Here is a 16,635-nt window from a genome sequence, read left to right on the forward strand (position 1 = left end):
CGGTCGCAAGTTGCGGGGGGCCGGCATAGCCGGGACCGGCGTGGAGAAATTTGGCGCCGATCCGGTTGTCGAGCCCGATACCGCGCGCGACTTCCTGAACGTCGGCGCCGACATGCTCGCACAGGTCCGCCATCTCGTTGATGTAGGTGATCTTCATCGCAAGGAAGGCGTTCGCGGCATATTTGATCAGTTCGCTCGTGCGGCGGCGAGTGAAGACGATCGGCGCCTTGTTCAGCGAGAGCGGACGATAGACTTCCTCCATCGGCGCGCGCGCACGCTCGTCCTCGATGCCGATCACGACGCGGTCGGGGCGCTTGAAATCCTCGATCGCGGCGCCTTCACGCAGGAACTCGGGGTTCGATGCCACGGCGATGTCGGCGGCGGGATTGCATTCGCGGATGATCCGCTCGACCTCGTCGCCGGTGCCGACGGGCACGGTCGATTTGGTGACGATCACGGTGAAGCCGCTCAGCGCCCCTGCGATCTCGCGCGCGGCGCCGTGGACGTAGGAGAGGTCGGCGTGCCCGTCGCCGCGGCGGCTGGGGGTTCCGACCGCGATGAACACGACATCGGCGGCGGCGACGGCCTCCGAAAGCTCGGTGGTGAAGGCCAGATTGCCCGCCGCGACGTTGCGCGCGACCAGATCGTCGAGACCCGGCTCATAGATGGGGATGCCGCCGGCGTGCAGGCGTGCAATCTTGTTCGCGTCCTTGTCGACGCAGGTCACATGATGGCCGAAGTCGGCAAAACAGGCGCCCGAAACCAGCCCGACATAGCCGGACCCGATCATAACGATACGCATGACGCGTTGCTCCCTTTTATGAAGGCGATTTATTGTGCGCCTGCGAACAATCGCCTTGCGGGAGCGGGGGCGTCAACTTGCCCGCTTTGAACAGAGCCAATTCGAAGGCGAAGCGATATGGGTTTCCGATCGAGCCGATATTTGGCTAACAAGATGAAATAATTCGTTTTTTATTTGAAGATGGCTCGCGCCTTCGCCTAAACGGCGGAAACGCCCATTGGCTCCCGTGCGATGAAACGATTCGACTTGAACTTGCCACGGATCGACGGCGGACTAGAAGCTGGGAGCGATAAGCTGTGGGGAGGGCAAGGATGCTGGAAGCGCAACGCGCGGCTTTTTACGCCGGCTTGCCGGTCTCGCCGGCCAGCCGGCGCGACCGGTTGCAGCGCGCCATGCAGATGATCGGGCAGAATGCCGAGGCGCTTTGCCGCGCGCTCGTCGCCGACGGGACGGCTCCGGATGCCGAGTCGGCGCGGGCCGCCGAAGTGGAACCAGCGCTCGCGGCGCTGCAGGCGGCGCTGGACGGCGTCGAGCGCTGGATGCAGCCCGAAAAGGCGCGCGGGCTGCTCGCTCGCGCGCGCGGCGATCATGTCGAATATCAGCCGATCGGGGTGATCGGCGTCGCCCTGCCTGCGTCGCTCCCTCTGTTCCGCATCGCGGGCCTTCTCGCGGGCATATTCGCGGCGGGCAATCGGGTCATGCTGCAATTCGATGCCGCCTCGCCGCGGCTTGCGGAGCTGGTTGGCGAGTTGGCGCCGCATTTCTTCGACCCGCTCGAACTGGCGGTCGTGACCGACGGCGGCTTTGCGGAGCTTGCTTTCGACCTGTTGCTGACGCACGAGCCGCAGGAGGATCATGCAGCAATGGCCGCGCGCTCGGGCAAGTCGCCGGTGATCGTCGGCCGCTCGGCCGACTTTGCGAAGATCGCCGGCACGATCGTGGCGCACAAGCGCGCGAACGGCGGGCGAGCGCCGCTCGCCCCCGACTTTCTGCTCGCCCCCGACGATCAGGAAGAGGCGATCGCCGACTGGTTGTGGCGCGCGGCAGTGCGCGCAGGAGGGGACAGGGCATTGCTGTCCGGGACCGAACAGCGACGCCTGACCCGCCTGCTCGACGACGCGCGCGCGCGCGGGGGCGAGGTGAGGACCGCCGAGCCGCGTCGCGGCGGGATGCCGTTCCATATCGTCCGCCATGCGAGCGACGACATGCTGCTGATGCAGGAAGATATTCGCGGCCCCATCCTGCCGATCCGCAACTATGCGCGGATCGAGGACGCGATCGCGGCGATCCGCCGCCGTCCGCCGCCGCTTTCCATCTATTATTTCGGGCGCGACGCGGCCGAGCGCCGTCATGTGCTGGAGCAGAGCCTGTCCTCGGCGATCGCGATCGACGGGGCGGTTCCATCGCTGGCCAAGGCCGGGCTCGACGCGGGGCGCGACATCGGCCGCGGCGAAGCGGATTTCCGCCGGTTCAGCCGAATCCGGCGCGTCTGCCGGCCGCGGCTGTTCGGCTTTTTGGGCCGGGCCGGGCGCCGAGCCGGCGACGGAGTGGGAGAGGCCGCGCCCGCGCTTCGCTGATCGCGCGGGGGCCACGCTGCACCGCAGCAAGCTCGCACGGCCGGGCGTCTTCCACTAGCGCACGGGCATGGCCGACATGTCTTCCAGCTTCGCCCGGGGCGCGGTTTTGATCGACGCGGAAGGCGAATCCGTCTATTTCGTCCGCTCGGGCGCCGTCTATCGCGGGGTGCGCGCGCGCAACGTCGGCAACGGTCTGTTCGTGTTCCGCGAGCCGGTCCACGATGTTCAGATTATCGACGTCCGGGTTGCGGGCGGCTATCGCGTCATAGAGAATACGGCAGGGCCCGATCTGGTGGGGGCCGATTGCGTTGGGCTGCGCGTGCGCCAGGCGAGGGCGAGCGGCCTCGAACGCGGCTTCGCGCGCATCCGCTACGACAGCCACGACGGGGTGATCGAGGACGTCAGCGCGAGCGGCATGCTCACCACGGGGTCGGGCAATCTGCCCGTCGGGATCGGCTTCGCCGACACCGCGCACGACTTCCGGGTCGAGCGCTGTTCGATGCGCGGCTTTCGCTGGGACCGCGGCGAGGGTAAATATTGGAACGGCGACGGCTTTTCGACCGAGCGCGGCAATGCGCGGATCATGTTCCGCCAATGCGCCGCCTGGGACAATAGCGACGGCGGCTTCGACCTCAAATCGACCGAATCGCTGCTCGACGACTGCATCAGCGGCCGCAACGCGCGCAATTTCCGCCTCTGGTCGAGCATCCGCGCGACGCGGCTCATCAGCCTCGATCCGGTCAAGATCGGCGGCACCGGCGATACCAACCATTTCTCGATCATGTCGAGACAGGCGGGGGGCGAGCCGCTGGTCATCTATATCGAACATCTGACCGTGAAGAGCGACCGGGGCTGGCCGATCTTCGACGTTCACGACGGGCCGGCAAAGATCATCATCGGCTCGCACGACATTCAGGTGCCGCCGGGAACGCCGCTCGTTCGCTCGCGCAATGGCGGTTCGGTTCCCGGCGGCGTCTCCTTCGCGGGCGAGCCGCCAAAGCTCTGATCTACAGCCTTTCAAGTCTGTCCCGATTGGATTGAACCGTGGCCCCGAGCCTGTCGAAGGCCGCCTATCGACGAGAAGGCTCTTCGACAAGCTCAGGGCTACGGTGAGAATCGATTCCGCCTGAACAGGACTGGACCCAGCCCGGCCTCACTTTGGACACGCTTCGACGCCGGGCTCTTGCTGCGATGCAGCGTAGAGGCGCACGAACCGTTGGTCGGCGGTTGGCTCTCTCTCTGTGAACAATCCGTCTGCTGCCGATGCTGGTTTTTTTGGGGGGGACCCAGCAAACCAGGAAAGGGTGGAAAATGCGAAAAATACGCAAGGCCGTATTCCCCATCGGCGGTCTTGGAACCCGGTTTCTTCCGGCGACCAAGTCGATGCCCAAGGAGATGCTTCCCGTCGTCGACAAGCCGCTGATCCAGTACGCCGTCGACGAGGCGCGCGAGGCGGGGATCGACCAGTTCATCTTTGTGACGAGCCGCGGCAAATCGCTGATCGACGATCATTTCGATCATGCGTTCGAGCTCGAGGAGACGATGGCGCGGCGCGGCAAGTCGCTCGCGACGCTCGACGGCACGCGGACGTCGCCGGGCGACATCAGCATCGTGCGCCAGCAGGAACCGCTCGGCCTTGGCCATGCGGTGTGGTGCGCGCGGCGGATCGTCGGCGACGAACCGTTCGCGGTGCTGCTCCCCGACGATCTGATGGTCGGCGAACCCGGCTGCCTCAAGCAGATGGTCGATGCCTATGCCGAACTCGGCGGCAATCTGATCTGCACCGAGGAAGTGCCGGCGGAGGACACCCGCAAATATGGCATCGTCACGCCCGGCGCGCGCGCCGGAACGATCACCGAGGTGAAGGGGCTGGTCGAAAAACCCGCGCCCGACGCCGCGCCGTCGCGGCTGGCGGTCATCGGCCGCTACATCCTTCAGCCCGAGGTGATGGACGTGCTCAGCAGTCAGGAGGAAGGCGCGGGCGGCGAGATTCAGCTCACCGACGCACTGGCGCGGATGATCGGCCAGCAACCGTTCCACGGCGTCACCTTCGCCGGCAAGCGCTATGATTGCGGCGACAAGAGCGGCTTCGTGACCGCGACGCTGGCGCTCGCGCTCGCGCGGCCGGACATCGCGCCGGCGGTGCGCGCCTTTCTGGCCGCCGCGTAACATGGACAGGATGGCACGGCGCCCGCCGCCCCGGCGGAATCCGGACCCGCAGGTCGATCGCGGCGCGCTGATCGACCTGCGGCATGTCGGCGCGATTTTGCGGCGGCGATGGATGGTGCTGTGCGCGGCGATGGTCGCGGCGGTGGTGATCGCCGCGGCCGCCTATCTCGCCGCCGAGCCGCGCTATCTCGCCACCGCGCAGGTCGCGCTCGAACGAACCGCGGAAAAGGTCATCAACGTCGATTCGGTGGTGCCGACCGTCGATCCGGATTCGGCGGCGGTCGATACCGAGGTAGAGGCCTTACGCTCGCCCGAACTGATCGGGCGGGTGGTCGACCGGCTGCACCTCGACCGCGATCCGGCTTTCAACGAAGCGGCGGCGGACGGCCCCGCGCCGCGACAGCCCGACCCGATCGGGCGCCAGCGCGCGATCAGCACGCTGTTGAGCGGCCTGACGGTCAAGCGCGACGGCCTCTCCTATGCGATCAGCGTGTCGTTCGAAGGCCGCACGCCCGTGCAGGCGGCCGAGGTCGCGAACACGCTGGTCGAGGATTATGTCGCGGGCCAGGCGGGTTCGAAGGCTCAGGCGACCGGGCGCGCGCGCGATTTCCTCGAGAAGCGGCTGACGCAGCTGCGCGCGCAGGTGCTGAGTGCCGAACGCGAGGTCGCCGACTATCGCGCGGCGCACAATCTTTTCGCCGTCTCCGACGCGAGCACGGCCACGCAGCAGGAACTGTCGGGCCTTTCGACCCAGCTCGCCGAAGCCAGGGCGGAAAATGCCGCGGCACAGGCGCGCCTGTCGGCCGCCCGCGAGCAACTCCGCCGCGGGCGCAGCGGCGAAGAGCTTGGCGATTCGCTCGATTCACCGGTGGTCAGCCAGCTCCGTGCCCAGCGTGCCGAAGCGGCGCGCGAAGTCGCGGCGCTCGAGAAACGCTATGGCCCCCGCCATCCCGAGCTGATCCGCGCGCAGAACCAGCTTCGCACGGCCGACGAGCAGATCGCCGCCGAGGTGAAGCGCATCGTCGCCAATGCCTCGATCCAGGCGCGCATCGCCAATCAACGCGCTGCCTCGCTCGCAGGATCGGTTGCGCAGTCGCAAGGCAAGCTCGCCAGCGACAATGAGGCGTCGGTGCGGCTGGGCGAATTGGAGCGCAACGCCGAATCGGCAAGGACGCTCTATCAGGCTTTTCTCGACCGCTATCGCCAGACTGTCGCGCAGTCGGGGCTCGAGCAGAGCGATTCCTATATCGTCAGCCGCGCGCGCGTGCCCGGTGCGCCGAGTTCACCCAATGCGCTGATCTATGCGGCGATGGCCGTGGTCGGCGGGCTGGGCGTGGGCGTGCTGCTCGTGGTGCTGCTCCAGCTGCTCGAACATGGGCTCGAGACGAGCGACGCGATCGAGGCGACGCTGGGTTTGCCCACGCTCGCCGCGATCCCCGACGCGGCGACCATGCCGGGCTATCGCAAGGCGGGCCTGCCCGCACCGCCGGCCGAACTTCCGGTCAAGCGGCCGCAATCCGCCTATGCCGAGGCGTTCCGCACCTTGCGCACGTCGATCCAGTTCGCCGAGGCGGCGCGCCCGGTGCGGGTCGTGGCGATCACCTCGGCCGTGCCCGGCGAAGGCAAGACCACGACCGCGATGGGCCTGGCGCGCGCCGCCGCGGCGGCGGGCGGCAAGGTGCTGCTGATCGACGCCGATGCGCGCCGGCGTGCGTCGAGCCGGCAGTTCGCCGAAGGCGCTGCCCTCGGCCTCGACGACGTGCTGAGCGGCACGGCGACGCTGGAGCAGGCGATCGTGAAGGACGGCCTGTCGGATGCCTGGCTGTTGCCGCAGCGCCTCGATTCGAAGGGGCTCGGCCTTGCCGAAAACCCCCGCTTCGCCGAGCTGATCGAGCAGGTGCGCGAACGCTACGACCTGGTCCTTCTCGACATGCCGCCGGTGCTGCCCGTCGACGACGCGCGCGTGATCGCCAGCATGGCCGACGGCGTGGTGTTCCTCGTCCGGTGGCGCCGAACACCTGCCAAGGCGGCGTCGGTCGCGCTGCGGCGGCTGTACGACGTTCACGCCGAGGTGCTCGGCGCGGTGCTGACCCTCGTCGACGTCCGCGAAGAGGAGCGCGGCGGCTATGCGCATGGCGGCACCTCGCTGCGCGCCTATCGCCCCTATTATGCCGATTGACGGGGCGGCGCGGTGACCGCGCAGGCGCTGTCCTATGGTCCGGCCTTCGGGCCGGCCATATTGCTGCCGGTGACGGCGCTGCTCGTCGTCCCGCTCGTCATCGCCGCGCGGCGGGCGGGCAGCCTTGCCGGCGCCTTCGTGATCGTGGCGCTTTGGCTGCGCTGCATCGCCGGGGCCTATCATCTCTATCTGTTCAAGCCGCTCGCGGCGGGCCTGTCGGGCAATGCGCTGCTTTCGATCGCGGTAACCGGATTCGGGCTGCTTTTCGTCGTGCGCCCACCCAATCTGGCGCTGAAATGGCTGCTGCCGGTCTATGCGCTGGTGCTGTTGGCGCTCTTGAGCGCCGGTCTGAACGGCGACGCGGCGGGCGGCCTCAATGCCGCGGTCAAATATGCCTATATGATCGTGATGCTGATCGCGGTGTTCCAGGCGCTGCGCTGCGACCCGGATGCGCATTTCCTCAGCTGGGCGATGGTGTCCTTCCTTCCGCTTCTCGTCTTTCAAGCGCTGTCGCTGGCGCTCAACCTGCCCAAGGGGTCGGAGGACGGCGGCGGGCTGGTGTGGATCGGCGGCTATAATCACGAAGCGGCCTTTTCGGTCGCGTTGCTGACCGGCTTTCTGGTCGGGTGCCTTGCGCGCTCGGCGCCGCGCGCGCCGCGCGTCGCCTTTCTGCTGGCCGCGACCCTCGGCATTTTCCTTGCGGGCTATCGCACGACGATCCTCGCGCTGGCGCCGCTGGCGCTCGCCATTTTCCTCATTGGACTGACGATGGCCGTGCGGCGCGATCAGCGCGCCGCGATGGCGGCGGTCGCGGCGGTGGCGGGGCTGATGCTCGCGTCGGTCGCCGTCCTGTCGTACGGCGACCGCTTCGCCGATCTTGCCGCCTTCCTCGCCCATCCGGGCAGCCTCATCAAGCCGCCGCGCGAGTTCGACCTGATCGAGCGGCAGATCATGTCGGCGCGTCCGCTGATCTGGAGCAGCTATCTCTACGCCTGGGCCGACGCGACCCCGCTCCAGCATCTGTTCGGCCTCGGCCCCGAAAGCTGGGAAGGGGTGTTCAAAGTCTATCCGCACAACACGCTGGTCGGAACGCTCTACGAACTCGGCTGGTTCGGCGTCGCGGCGATGGTCATGCTGTGGACGGTCATGGCCGCCGCCGCGGCATCGGCACGGGGCGAACGCCTGCTGCTGCTCGCCGCGCATGTCTCCTTCTTTGTGCTCAACATGGCGACGATGCCCTTTTGGCAGGTCGAGGGGCTGGCGCTTTACGGCCTGCTGTGCGGCTACACCATCTATTCGGCGCGCGCGGCGATACGGCCCCGGCCGGAACCCTCGCGATCGTTCGCCGAAATCTGAAGGGCGCCGCCGTCACGGCGAGCCGCTGGAACCGGGGGGCGGCGCATCGCCGAGCGCGCGCTTCAGGCCCGCCTTTATGTTGCGGAGCAGCCGGCGCAGCGCGACGATGACGACGACCGCCGCGACCGCGAGCAGGATCGCGATGGCGATCGCGAGCGGCGGGAAGGCGATCGCCAGCGCAAGGAGGCTGCTTGTTGCGACATCCTCGCCGGTCGATACCGCGGCGTTGCTATAGGGTTCGGGACTGATGTTCACGACCGCGCGCGTCGCCGCCTTCGCACCATGGCTGAGCAGCGCGCCGCCGCCGCCGAGCAGAAATGCGCCGGCCTGCCAGACCGGATCGGAGGAATCGACCAGCGCGAGCGCGAGCAGCGCGCCGCCGAGCGGCCGGATCACGCTGTGTACGGTATCCCAGGCGGTGTCGATCCACGCGACCTTGTCGGCCAGAAATTCGGCGATGGTGCCGATCGCCGTGATACCGAGGATCCACGGATTGGCGAGCACCTGCAGCGCTTTCAGATGTTCGGGAAGCGGAAGCCAGCCAAAGTGCATCGCGACCCCGGCGGCGAGCAGCGTCAGATAGAGCCGCCATCCGGCGAGCAGGCTCAGGCTGCCGGCCACGCCCAATATCTCGACGATGCCCACAAGATCCGCTCCTGCCCATTGCGCCGCGGCGCCACCCTGCACCGCGATCGCTCCGCCCGCAATGGTGGATGACAAGCGCCGCGGCGCTGGCTATCGCTGTTTCTCATGACGGATAACAACGTGCAGCCAGGCAGTTCGCAGGCCTTGCCCGACGGCGCCATTCCCGCCGCCACGCTGGTCATCATGCGACCTTGCGAAAGCGGCGGCGCCGACGAAATCCTGATGGTGAAGCGTTCCAGGACGATGGCCTTTGCGGCGGGGGCGGTTGTCTTTCCGGGCGGCCGGATCGACCCTGACGACTATCGGGTCGCGGCCGAGCATGGCTTTGCGCCCGACGATGCCGAGGCTGCGGCGCGCGTCGCGGCGCTGCGCGAAACGCTCGAGGAAACAGGGCTCGCGGTCGGCTGGCCGACGCTGGCCGAGGAAGAGGTCGACAGGGTGCGCCGCGCGCTGCTGTCGGAAACGCTGCTGTCCGACATTCTGGCGCGGCGCGGCGACCGGCTGGCGCTCGATTCGCTCGTTCCGTTCGCGCGCTGGTGCCCCAATTTCAAGGAAGCGCGGACGTTCGACACGCGCTTCTTCGCGGTCGAGGCGCCGCCGCACCGGCACGAACTGACCGTCGAAGTCGCCGAGCACAGCCATATTTTCTGGGCAAGCGCACGCGAGACGCTGGCGATGGCCGATCGCGGCGAGGTGTCGATCATCTTTCCGACGCGGCGCAATCTGGAGCGGCTCGCGCAGGCGGATAATTTCCTTTCCTTTTCGGTACATGCTGCCGCACACCCGGTCGAACTGGTTACCCCCTGGATCGAAACGCGGGGCGGCGAAACGCACCTCTGCATCCCCTCGCACCTCGGCTATCCGGTGACGAGCGAACCCTTCGAGCGTGTGCGGCGGGGGTAGGATGCTTTCAATATGGTCGCTTTTTACGTTAAGACGTTGGTCGCAATTGGTCGCTATCGGACGAAAAGGCATTGCAATTACTGGCTGCTATGCATAGAACGGCATTGCTGAAGCGGGTCGGGGGGCAAAAGCCTTCGGCGCGATTCGAGAATATCTAAAGTTCCAGTGGATGGAGAAAATGATGAATCTGCTCACCAAAGCTGCGGTCTCTCTCGCCGCGACCTCGATGATTGCGGCGCCGGTTGCGGCTTCCGCTGCTCCCGCCGTTGATGGCGCGCGTGCGACCTCGACCGCCTCGGGCCAGAACAGCCTCGAAGGTTCGAGCTGGATCATCGCCGTTCTCGCTGCTGCCGCGATCATCGGCGGCATCATCATCGCTGCCGACAACGACAGCGACACGCCGACCAGCCCGGCCTAAGCCGCGCTCGGATCCGAGTTAGAGCAAAGGGCTCCGGATTATATCCGGGGCCCTTTGTTTTGCGTGCCCGGCAGGCAAGGATGACGGCTTTTAGGGCGGGCGTGGCTATTCGGGCGATCCTGCGCCGAATGACCGGAAGCGACCGGTTGCTGCCCTGTTGATCATCGTCACCCCGGACTTGATCCGGGGTCCACGACTTCGGCGCTGCTGTGGATCCCGGATCAAGTCCGGGATGACGAAAGAGAGCAGGCGAACGTCCGCTTCCCACCCCAAGTCGGACACCCGCCGCGAAAAAACCGCTGTCCTACATCATTCGGTTGTGCCAGCCTTCGCCCCTGCTCTTTCGATAAGTGGATAAAAGCGGCCGCACACCGGTTTGCAGATGCGGACGGGAGCCTGCGCGGCATGTTCGCGGAACGCGATCCATCGGCGGCTGCACAAGGCTGAACTTTGCTGAACTTTGAAGCGACGAGGGGGACCCGGCGCGCGATTACCAAAGACGGGCGATGGCCACTGGCCGCCCCAAAGCGGATTGCCTCTCTCGTGCAAGCAACCTGCTCTCTTTGCGTCCGACCTGCGCGCGGCGGCTCCGCTTGGGCGTTCGCCTGGCGAATCCCCAATCTGCGGCAACAGGCCTCCCCGCGACGCCGATCAGATCTTGAGGCGGCGCAGTGCGCGCGATTCGGCGAGCGGGATGGCCTGACGGGCCGTTTCGACCGCCGATGCGTCGACCGAGACCAGCGCCACCCGGGACGGCGCGGCATCCCCCTCCATCGCAGGCGCATCAACTCCGGGGCCGCCGTCGGACAGGATGTCGCCCCACGGATCGACCGCAAGGCTGTGGCCATAGGTCGTCCGGCCGTCGGCGTGTGCGCCGGCCTGCGCCGCGGCAAACAGGAAGCAGCCGGTTTCGATCGCGCGGGCGCGGAGCAGGATGTGCCAGTGCGCACGCCCCGTCGGGACGGTGAAGGCGGCGGGCACGGCGAGCAGCGTCGCTCCCGCGTCGACCAATGCCCGATAGAGTTCGGGAAAGCGCAGGTCATAGCAGATGCTGAGCCCCAGCCGGCCCAGCGGCGTGTCGGTGACGACGACCGCATCGCCGCCCGCAAAGGCGGCCGATTCGCGCCAGCTCTCGCCCGAGGGCAGCGTCACGTCGAACATGTGAATCTTGTCGTAGCGCGCGCGGATGCTGCCGTCGGCGGCGATGACGTGGCTGCGGTTGACGCGGCGTTCGCCGTCGTCGGACAACAGCGGCATGGATCCCGTGTGCAGCCACAGGCCGTGGCGCTGTGCCATTGTTTGCAGACGGCCCGGCCAGACACTGTCGGCCTCGCGCACGATATGCGGTGCCGAGCGCGCGCGGTCGCGGTCGAGCAGCACCGACATTTCGGGAAAGAAGGCCATCGCGGCGCCCGCCGCCGCCGCCTCGGCAAGCGCGGCGTCCATCGCCGCCAGATTGGCGTCGGGGTCGATGCTGCTCGTCATCTGGACGAGTGCGGCGATCGGGGCGGGTGCAGCCATGATCCCGGGCTAGGGCGGTCCCGCGATCGGGGCAAGCGCTTTGGGGCCTGACCCTGGATAGTTCAGTGGCCAGCAAGGTTCGAACAGGATAAGATCGCGCGATGCGCTATTCCCCCCTGCCGCGCCCCCTGCGCCTCGGCCGTTCGATTCTCTCTGCCTGTGCCGCCGCTGCACTGCTGCTCGTTCCGTCGGCGCCTGCGCCGGCGCAGGACGCGTCGGTCACCGCGCGCGCGAAGAACGACAGCTGGCTCTATGCCGGCAGCGATATTCCACGCGACACGGCATGGCGGTTCGGCGAACTGCCCAACGGGCTGCGCTATGCGGTGCGCAATAATCAGGTGCCGCCGGGGCAGGTGTCGATCCGCGTGCGGATGGACGTCGGCTCGATGTTCGAGACCGACGAGGAGCGCGGCTTTGCGCATCTCCTCGAACATCTGACCTTTCGCGGGTCGGAACATATTCCCGACGGCGAGGCGAAGCGCATCTGGCAGCGCTTCGGGGTGACCTTCGGCAGCGATTCCAACGCCCAGACGACGCCGACGCAGACCGTCTATCAGCTCGACCTGCCGAGCGTGACGCCGACGAGCCTCGACGAGAGCATGAAATTGCTCGCCGGCATGGTCCGCGAACCGCGCATTTCCGCTGCCGCGGTCGATGCCGAGCGCGGCGTGGTGCTGTCCGAACTGCGCGAGAATGACGGGCCGCAAAAGCGCATCGCCGACGCGACGACTGCGCATCTGTTCGCGGGCCAGCTGCTCGGCGAGCGCTCGCCGATCGGCACGCCCGAATCGCTCGCCGCAGCGCGCGCCGGCGCGGTACAGGCGTTTCACGACCGCTGGTATCGCCCGGATCGCGCGGTGGTCGTGATGGTCGGCGACGGCGATCCTTCGGAATTCGTGCGGCTGATCGAGAAATATTATGGCGACTGGCAGGCCGACGGATCGAACCCCGAGCAACCCGATTTCGGCAAACCCGACCCCAGCGCGCCGGTTGCCAAAGAGATCGTCGAGGCGAACCAGCCGCTCTCGCTGACCCTCGCGACGATCCGCCCGTGGAAAAAGCGCATCGACACGGTCGAAAATACGCGGCGGCTCTATCTCGAATTCCTCGCGATCTCGCTGGTCAACCGCCGGCTCGAAAATCGTGCGCGCAGCGGTGGCAGCTATCTGGTCGCGACGATCGACCAGGAATATCTGAGCCGCAGCGCCGACATCACCATGGCGCAGATCGTGCCTTTGGGCGACTGGCAGGCGGCGCTCGCCGACGTCCGCGGGGTGATCGCCGATGCGCTCGAAACCCCGCCGTCGCAGGCCGACATCGACCGCGAGGCGAACGAGATCGAGGCCTTTTTGCAGAAGGAGCTGCAGAATGCGCGCAACGAACCCGGCGCGCGGCTCGCCGACGACCTCGTGCGCGCGGTCGATATCGGCGAAACCGTCACCAGCCCACAGGGGCAGGTCGACATGTTCAAGGCGATCCGCGCGTCGGCGACGCCGCAGGTGATGCTCGACATCAGCCGCGCGATCTTCACCGGACCGGTCACGCGGCTCGTGCTGACCACGCCCGAGCCGGTGCCCGGCGGCGATAAGGCCTTGCTCGCCGCGCTCGCGCGCCCGGCGACGATCAAGGACGACCGGCTCGCGGCGGTCAAGGCCGACTTCGATCAGCTTCCGAAGATCGGCGATCCGGGCACCATCGTGTCGCAAACCGCGATCCCGGGCCTGCGCGCCGAACGCATCGAATTTGCCAATGGGGTGACGGCGCTCATCTCGAACAACCAGGTCGAACCCGGCAAGGTCCGCGTCAACGTCCGCTTCGGCAGCGGCAATCGCAGCGTTGCCGCCGATGCGCCGAATCTGCTGTGGACCGGCGACTATGCGCTGATGGCGAGCGGGATCGGACCATGGGGCCAGAATGCGATCGACCAGCTCACCAACGGCCGCCAGATCGAGCTGAATTTCGACATCGACGACGACGCCTTCGAAATTTCGGCCGAAAGCCGGCCCGCCGACCTCGCCGACCAGATGAAGCTGATCGCCGGCAAGCTCGCCTTTCCGCGCTGGGATACGGCGCCGGTCGAGCGGCTGCGCGTCGGCTATCTGACCGGCTATGACCTCAACGATGCCACGCCCAACGCCGTCATCGAACGCAATTTGCAGGGCTGGCTCGCCGATGGCGATTCGCGCTGGGCGCCGCCCGACCGCGCTGCGATCGAGGCGCTGACGCCGGTCGCCTTCAAGGCCTTCTGGGCGCCCCGGCTCGCGAGCGGGCCGATCGAAGTGCAGATCTTCGGCGATCTTGCGAGCGTCGATTATCGCAAGATCCTGGCCGAAACGCTCGGCGCGCTGCCGCCGCGCCGCGCGATTGCGCCGCCGGACGGGCAGCGCGTCCATTTCGCCGAACATAATGCCAGCCCGCAGCTCGCCTATCACAAGGGCGAGAAGGGACAGGCGGCGGCGATGATCGCCTGGCCGACGAGCGGCGGGCTCGCCGCGCCGCGCGATGCCCGCGCGCTCGAGGTGCTCGCGGCGATCTTCAACGACCGCCTGTTCGACCGGTTGCGCGCCGAGGATGGCGCGAGCTATGGCCCGTCGGTCGACAGCCACTGGCCGACGGGCTTCGAGGGGAGCGGCGGCTATCTGCTCGCGGGCAGCCTGCTCGCGCCCAAGGATGTCGATCGCTTCTATGCCATCGCAAAGGAAATCGCGGCCGATCTCGTCGCGCGGCCGGTCGGCGCCGACGAGCTGGCGCGCAGCGCGGGGCCGATCCGCGAACAGGTTGCGCGCGCATCGACCGGCAACGTCTATTGGATGTTCCTGCTCGAAGGCGCGACACGTGACCCCCGCGTCGCCGCCGCGGCGCTGTCGATCGAGGACGATATTTCGGCGGTGACTGCCGCCGATATCCAGCGGCTCGCGCGCGAGTATCTGACCCCCGACAAGCAATGGTCGCTGGCGATCCTGCCCCAGGGCATGACGCTTGCCGGGGCGGCGGCGCTGAATGCTCCCGCCCCGGTGGCGGGCGGGCGTTAGCGTCGGATCGTCTTTGACTGAGTTTGACTGAGTAAGCCCGTGTGCTCCCGCGAAGGCGGGAGCCCATCTCCCGGCCGCCCTATCTTGAGCCGTACCGAGATGGGTCCCCGCCTTCGCGGGGACACACGAACTTGCATGAGCGCTCCATCCAAAGACGATCGGCCTTCGGGATATGTTATCAGGCGTCTTCGCCGGCGGGGTTGGGGCGCAGCCGCTCGATGCGCGGTTCGCGATCGAGCGCGCCCTTGGTCATGATGTCGTGGCGCATCTTCGCGCGCACGTCGTGGATCGACGCGATCACCGGGCCCATCGCCATGCCGAGGTCGATCAGCACCGCCTCGGCCAGTTGCAGCGAGCTTTCGAGCGTTTCGGGCACCGCGTCGCTCGCCCCGGCCCTGTAGAGTGCGCCCGCATGATCGGCGTCGCGCGCGCGGCTGATGATCGGCAGGTCGGGATATTTTTCGCGCAGCTTGCGCGTCATGCGCAGCTGCTGCACCGGATCGTCCATCGTCAGCACGATCGCATTGGCATGTTCGAGCCCCAGCTTGTCGAGGCTGTTCGGCCGCACGACATCGGCGAAGCGCACGGCAAAGCCGTCGCGCCGCGCCGCCGCCACCGTGTCGATGTCGGCGTCGACGGCGACATAGGGCTGCCCATGTTCGCGCAGCAGCTCGGCGACGGTGTGCCCGACGCGTCCGAAGCCGACGATGACGGTGCGCGCGACCGGCGCTTCGTCGTCGCTCTCGCCGTCGGCGCTCTTCATCTCGATGCGCCGCGCGACATCGTGTCCGACGCGCGCGAGCAGCGGGGTGATGGTGAGCCCGATCGCGGTCACCAGCTGCCAGAATTCGGCGGTCGCGCGGCTGATCAACTGCGCCTGATAGGCCGTCGCGAGCACGATCAGCGTCGTTTCGGACGGGCTCGACATCAGCAATCCGACCTCTGCCGCCGTCCCGCGCCGCGCGCCCGAAAAGCGCAGCAGCAGCGCGGTGACGACCGCTTTTACGACCACCACCGCGACCACCGCGAGGAGGAGTGTCGACCAGTTTCGCGCGATGGTCGCGAGGTTGAGCCCCATGCCGACGCTGATCAGGAACACGCCGAGCGCGAGCCCCTTGAATGGCGCGGTGATCGCCTCGACCTCGCCATGATATTCGGTTTCGGCGATCATCAGCCCGGCGAGCAGCGCGCCGACGATCGGTGAAAGGCCCACCGTCGCGGTCGCGAGCGCGGCGACGATGACGACGAGCAGGCTCGCCGCGAGGAACAGTTCGGGGTCCTTCGCGCGCGCGGCCTGCGCGAAGATGCGCGGCAGCAGGAACCAGCCCGCGACCGCGAGGACCGCGACGACCAGCGCGCCCTGCCACAAAGTCGTAAGCAGCAGCTGGGCGTTGTCGCCGGCGGCGTTGGGCGCAAAGGCGCCGAGGATGAAGATGATCGGGACGATCGCCAGATCCTCGAACAACAGCATCGAAAAGGAGGCGCGGCCGACCGCCGAGCGCGTGCCCGCGATCGGCAGCACCAGCGCGGTCGAGGAGAGCGCGAGCGCGATGCCGAGCCCGAACGCCGCGGGCGGCGTCAGCGTCCCGATCATCAGTAGCACGCCGCCGAGGATCACGCCGCTGACGAGCAACTCCGCCGCGCCGACGCCGAAGACGAGCTTGCGCAGCTGCCACAGCCGCCGGAACGACAGTTCGAGCCCGATCGAAAAGAGCAGCAGGATGATGCCGAATTCGCCGAAGAGTGCGATATCCTCGGGCGACCGGATCGTGACGTGCCGCAGCCATGGATAATCGCCGGCGAGCGCGCCGAGCCCCGACGGCCCGACGAGCAGGCCGACGAGGATGAAGCCGATCACGGGGGTGATGCGAAAGCGCGCGAAGGCCGGAATGACGATCCCCGCCGCGCCCAACACGACGAGGGCGTTACCGAGGCTCGAGGTTTCCGCTTCAATCGCCATGAAACGGTCTTACGAAGGCGGCCCGCGCTTGGCTAGCCACCTTTGTCAACTAAATCACTTGTTTGGGTGAGAA

General features: G+C 67.5%; 11 protein-coding genes and 1 pseudogene. 8 read left to right on the top strand and 4 right to left on the bottom strand.

Going from position 1 to position 16,635, the window contains the following annotated elements:
- Positions 1–19 precede the first annotated feature (19 nt).
- Positions 20–802: pseudogene (locus CHB69_RS20370) on the bottom strand (UDP-glucose dehydrogenase family protein); the annotation flags it as partial.
- A gap of 311 nt (positions 803–1,113) precedes the next feature.
- On the opposite strand from CHB69_RS20370, the gene CHB69_RS00150 reads away from it, so the two are divergent.
- The 5 genes from CHB69_RS00150 to CHB69_RS00170 all read left to right on the top strand — a co-directional run bounded on the left by CHB69_RS00150 (position 1,114) and on the right by CHB69_RS00170 (position 8,083).
- Entirely contained in the window at positions 1,114–2,379 is a 1,266-nt protein-coding gene (locus tag CHB69_RS00150; protein WP_089213977.1) for an aldehyde dehydrogenase family protein, read from the top strand.
- 67 nt (positions 2,380–2,446) lie between these two features.
- A complete protein-coding gene (locus CHB69_RS00155) occupies positions 2,447–3,385 on the top strand; it encodes a hypothetical protein (protein WP_089213978.1) in 939 nt (312 codons plus the stop codon).
- A 305-nt stretch (positions 3,386–3,690) separates the two neighbouring features.
- Complete coding sequence (gene galU / locus CHB69_RS00160; RefSeq protein WP_089213979.1) at positions 3,691–4,548, top strand: UTP--glucose-1-phosphate uridylyltransferase GalU; 858 nt, start codon at positions 3,691–3,693, stop codon at positions 4,546–4,548.
- A gap of 1 nt (position 4,549) precedes the next feature.
- Complete coding sequence (locus CHB69_RS00165; RefSeq protein WP_089213980.1) at positions 4,550–6,727, top strand: GumC family protein; 2,178 nt, start codon at positions 4,550–4,552, stop codon at positions 6,725–6,727.
- Between the two features lie 12 nt (positions 6,728–6,739).
- Positions 6,740–8,083, top strand: coding sequence for an O-antigen ligase family protein (locus CHB69_RS00170; protein ID WP_089213981.1), 1,344 nt, complete (start codon positions 6,740–6,742; stop codon positions 8,081–8,083).
- Positions 8,084–8,095: 12 nt separating this feature from the next.
- Here the strand turns inward: CHB69_RS00170 and CHB69_RS00175 are convergent, their stop codons facing one another.
- The gene (locus CHB69_RS00175; protein ID WP_089214698.1) at positions 8,096–8,728 is read right to left on the bottom strand and encodes a DUF4126 domain-containing protein; all 633 of its coding nucleotides are present in this window, start codon (positions 8,726–8,728) and stop codon (positions 8,096–8,098) included.
- A gap of 105 nt (positions 8,729–8,833) precedes the next feature.
- Here CHB69_RS00175 and CHB69_RS00180 point away from each other — a divergent pair, with 105 nt between their 5' ends.
- Both CHB69_RS00180 and CHB69_RS00185 read left to right on the top strand, forming a co-directional pair.
- The gene (locus CHB69_RS00180; RefSeq protein ID WP_089213982.1) at positions 8,834–9,631 is read left to right on the top strand and encodes an NUDIX domain-containing protein; all 798 of its coding nucleotides are present in this window, start codon (positions 8,834–8,836) and stop codon (positions 9,629–9,631) included.
- 178 nt (positions 9,632–9,809) lie between these two features.
- Complete coding sequence (locus CHB69_RS00185) at positions 9,810–10,049, top strand: hypothetical protein (protein ID WP_245836420.1); 240 nt, start codon at positions 9,810–9,812, stop codon at positions 10,047–10,049.
- 651 nt (positions 10,050–10,700) lie between these two features.
- On the opposite strand, the gene CHB69_RS00190 is transcribed toward CHB69_RS00185, so the two are convergent.
- A complete protein-coding gene (locus CHB69_RS00190; RefSeq protein ID WP_089213983.1) occupies positions 10,701–11,570 on the bottom strand; it encodes a carbon-nitrogen hydrolase family protein in 870 nt (289 codons plus the stop codon).
- 101 nt (positions 11,571–11,671) lie between these two features.
- Here CHB69_RS00190 and CHB69_RS00195 point away from each other — a divergent pair, with 101 nt between their 5' ends.
- A complete protein-coding gene (locus tag CHB69_RS00195) occupies positions 11,672–14,602 on the top strand; it encodes a M16 family metallopeptidase (RefSeq protein ID WP_089213984.1) in 2,931 nt (976 codons plus the stop codon).
- A gap of 178 nt (positions 14,603–14,780) precedes the next feature.
- Here the strand turns inward: CHB69_RS00195 and CHB69_RS00200 are convergent, their stop codons facing one another.
- Positions 14,781–16,562: a cation:proton antiporter domain-containing protein gene (locus tag CHB69_RS00200; RefSeq protein ID WP_089213985.1), complete on the bottom strand. Its 1,782-nt coding sequence runs from the start codon at positions 16,560–16,562 to the stop codon at positions 14,781–14,783.
- Between the last annotated feature and the right edge of the window lie 73 nt (positions 16,563–16,635).

The sequence above is a fragment of the Sphingopyxis indica genome, from assembly GCF_900188185.1.
GTDB classification, from domain to species: domain Bacteria; phylum Pseudomonadota; class Alphaproteobacteria; order Sphingomonadales; family Sphingomonadaceae; genus Sphingopyxis; species Sphingopyxis indica.

Bases quoted from the DNA above. Each gene is read 5' to 3' on its own strand.
- CHB69_RS00150 (WP_089213977.1), top strand. From the start codon at position 1,114: ATGCTGGAAGCGCAACGCGCGGCTTTTTACGCCGGCTTGCCGGTCTCG.
- CHB69_RS00155 (WP_089213978.1), top strand. From the start codon at position 2,447: ATGGCCGACATGTCTTCCAGCTTCGCCCGGGGCGCGGTTTTGATCGAC.
- galU (WP_089213979.1), top strand. From the start codon at position 3,691: ATGCGAAAAATACGCAAGGCCGTATTCCCCATCGGCGGTCTTGGAACC.
- CHB69_RS00165 (WP_089213980.1), top strand. From the start codon at position 4,550: ATGGACAGGATGGCACGGCGCCCGCCGCCCCGGCGGAATCCGGACCCG.
- CHB69_RS00180 (WP_089213982.1), top strand. From the start codon at position 8,834: ATGACGGATAACAACGTGCAGCCAGGCAGTTCGCAGGCCTTGCCCGAC.
- CHB69_RS00185 (WP_245836420.1), top strand. From the start codon at position 9,810: ATGATGAATCTGCTCACCAAAGCTGCGGTCTCTCTCGCCGCGACCTCG.
- CHB69_RS00190 (WP_089213983.1), bottom strand. From the start codon at position 11,570: ATGGCTGCACCCGCCCCGATCGCCGCACTCGTCCAGATGACGAGCAGC.
- CHB69_RS00195 (WP_089213984.1), top strand. From the start codon at position 11,672: ATGCGCTATTCCCCCCTGCCGCGCCCCCTGCGCCTCGGCCGTTCGATT.
- CHB69_RS00200 (WP_089213985.1), bottom strand. From the start codon at position 16,562: ATGGCGATTGAAGCGGAAACCTCGAGCCTCGGTAACGCCCTCGTCGTG.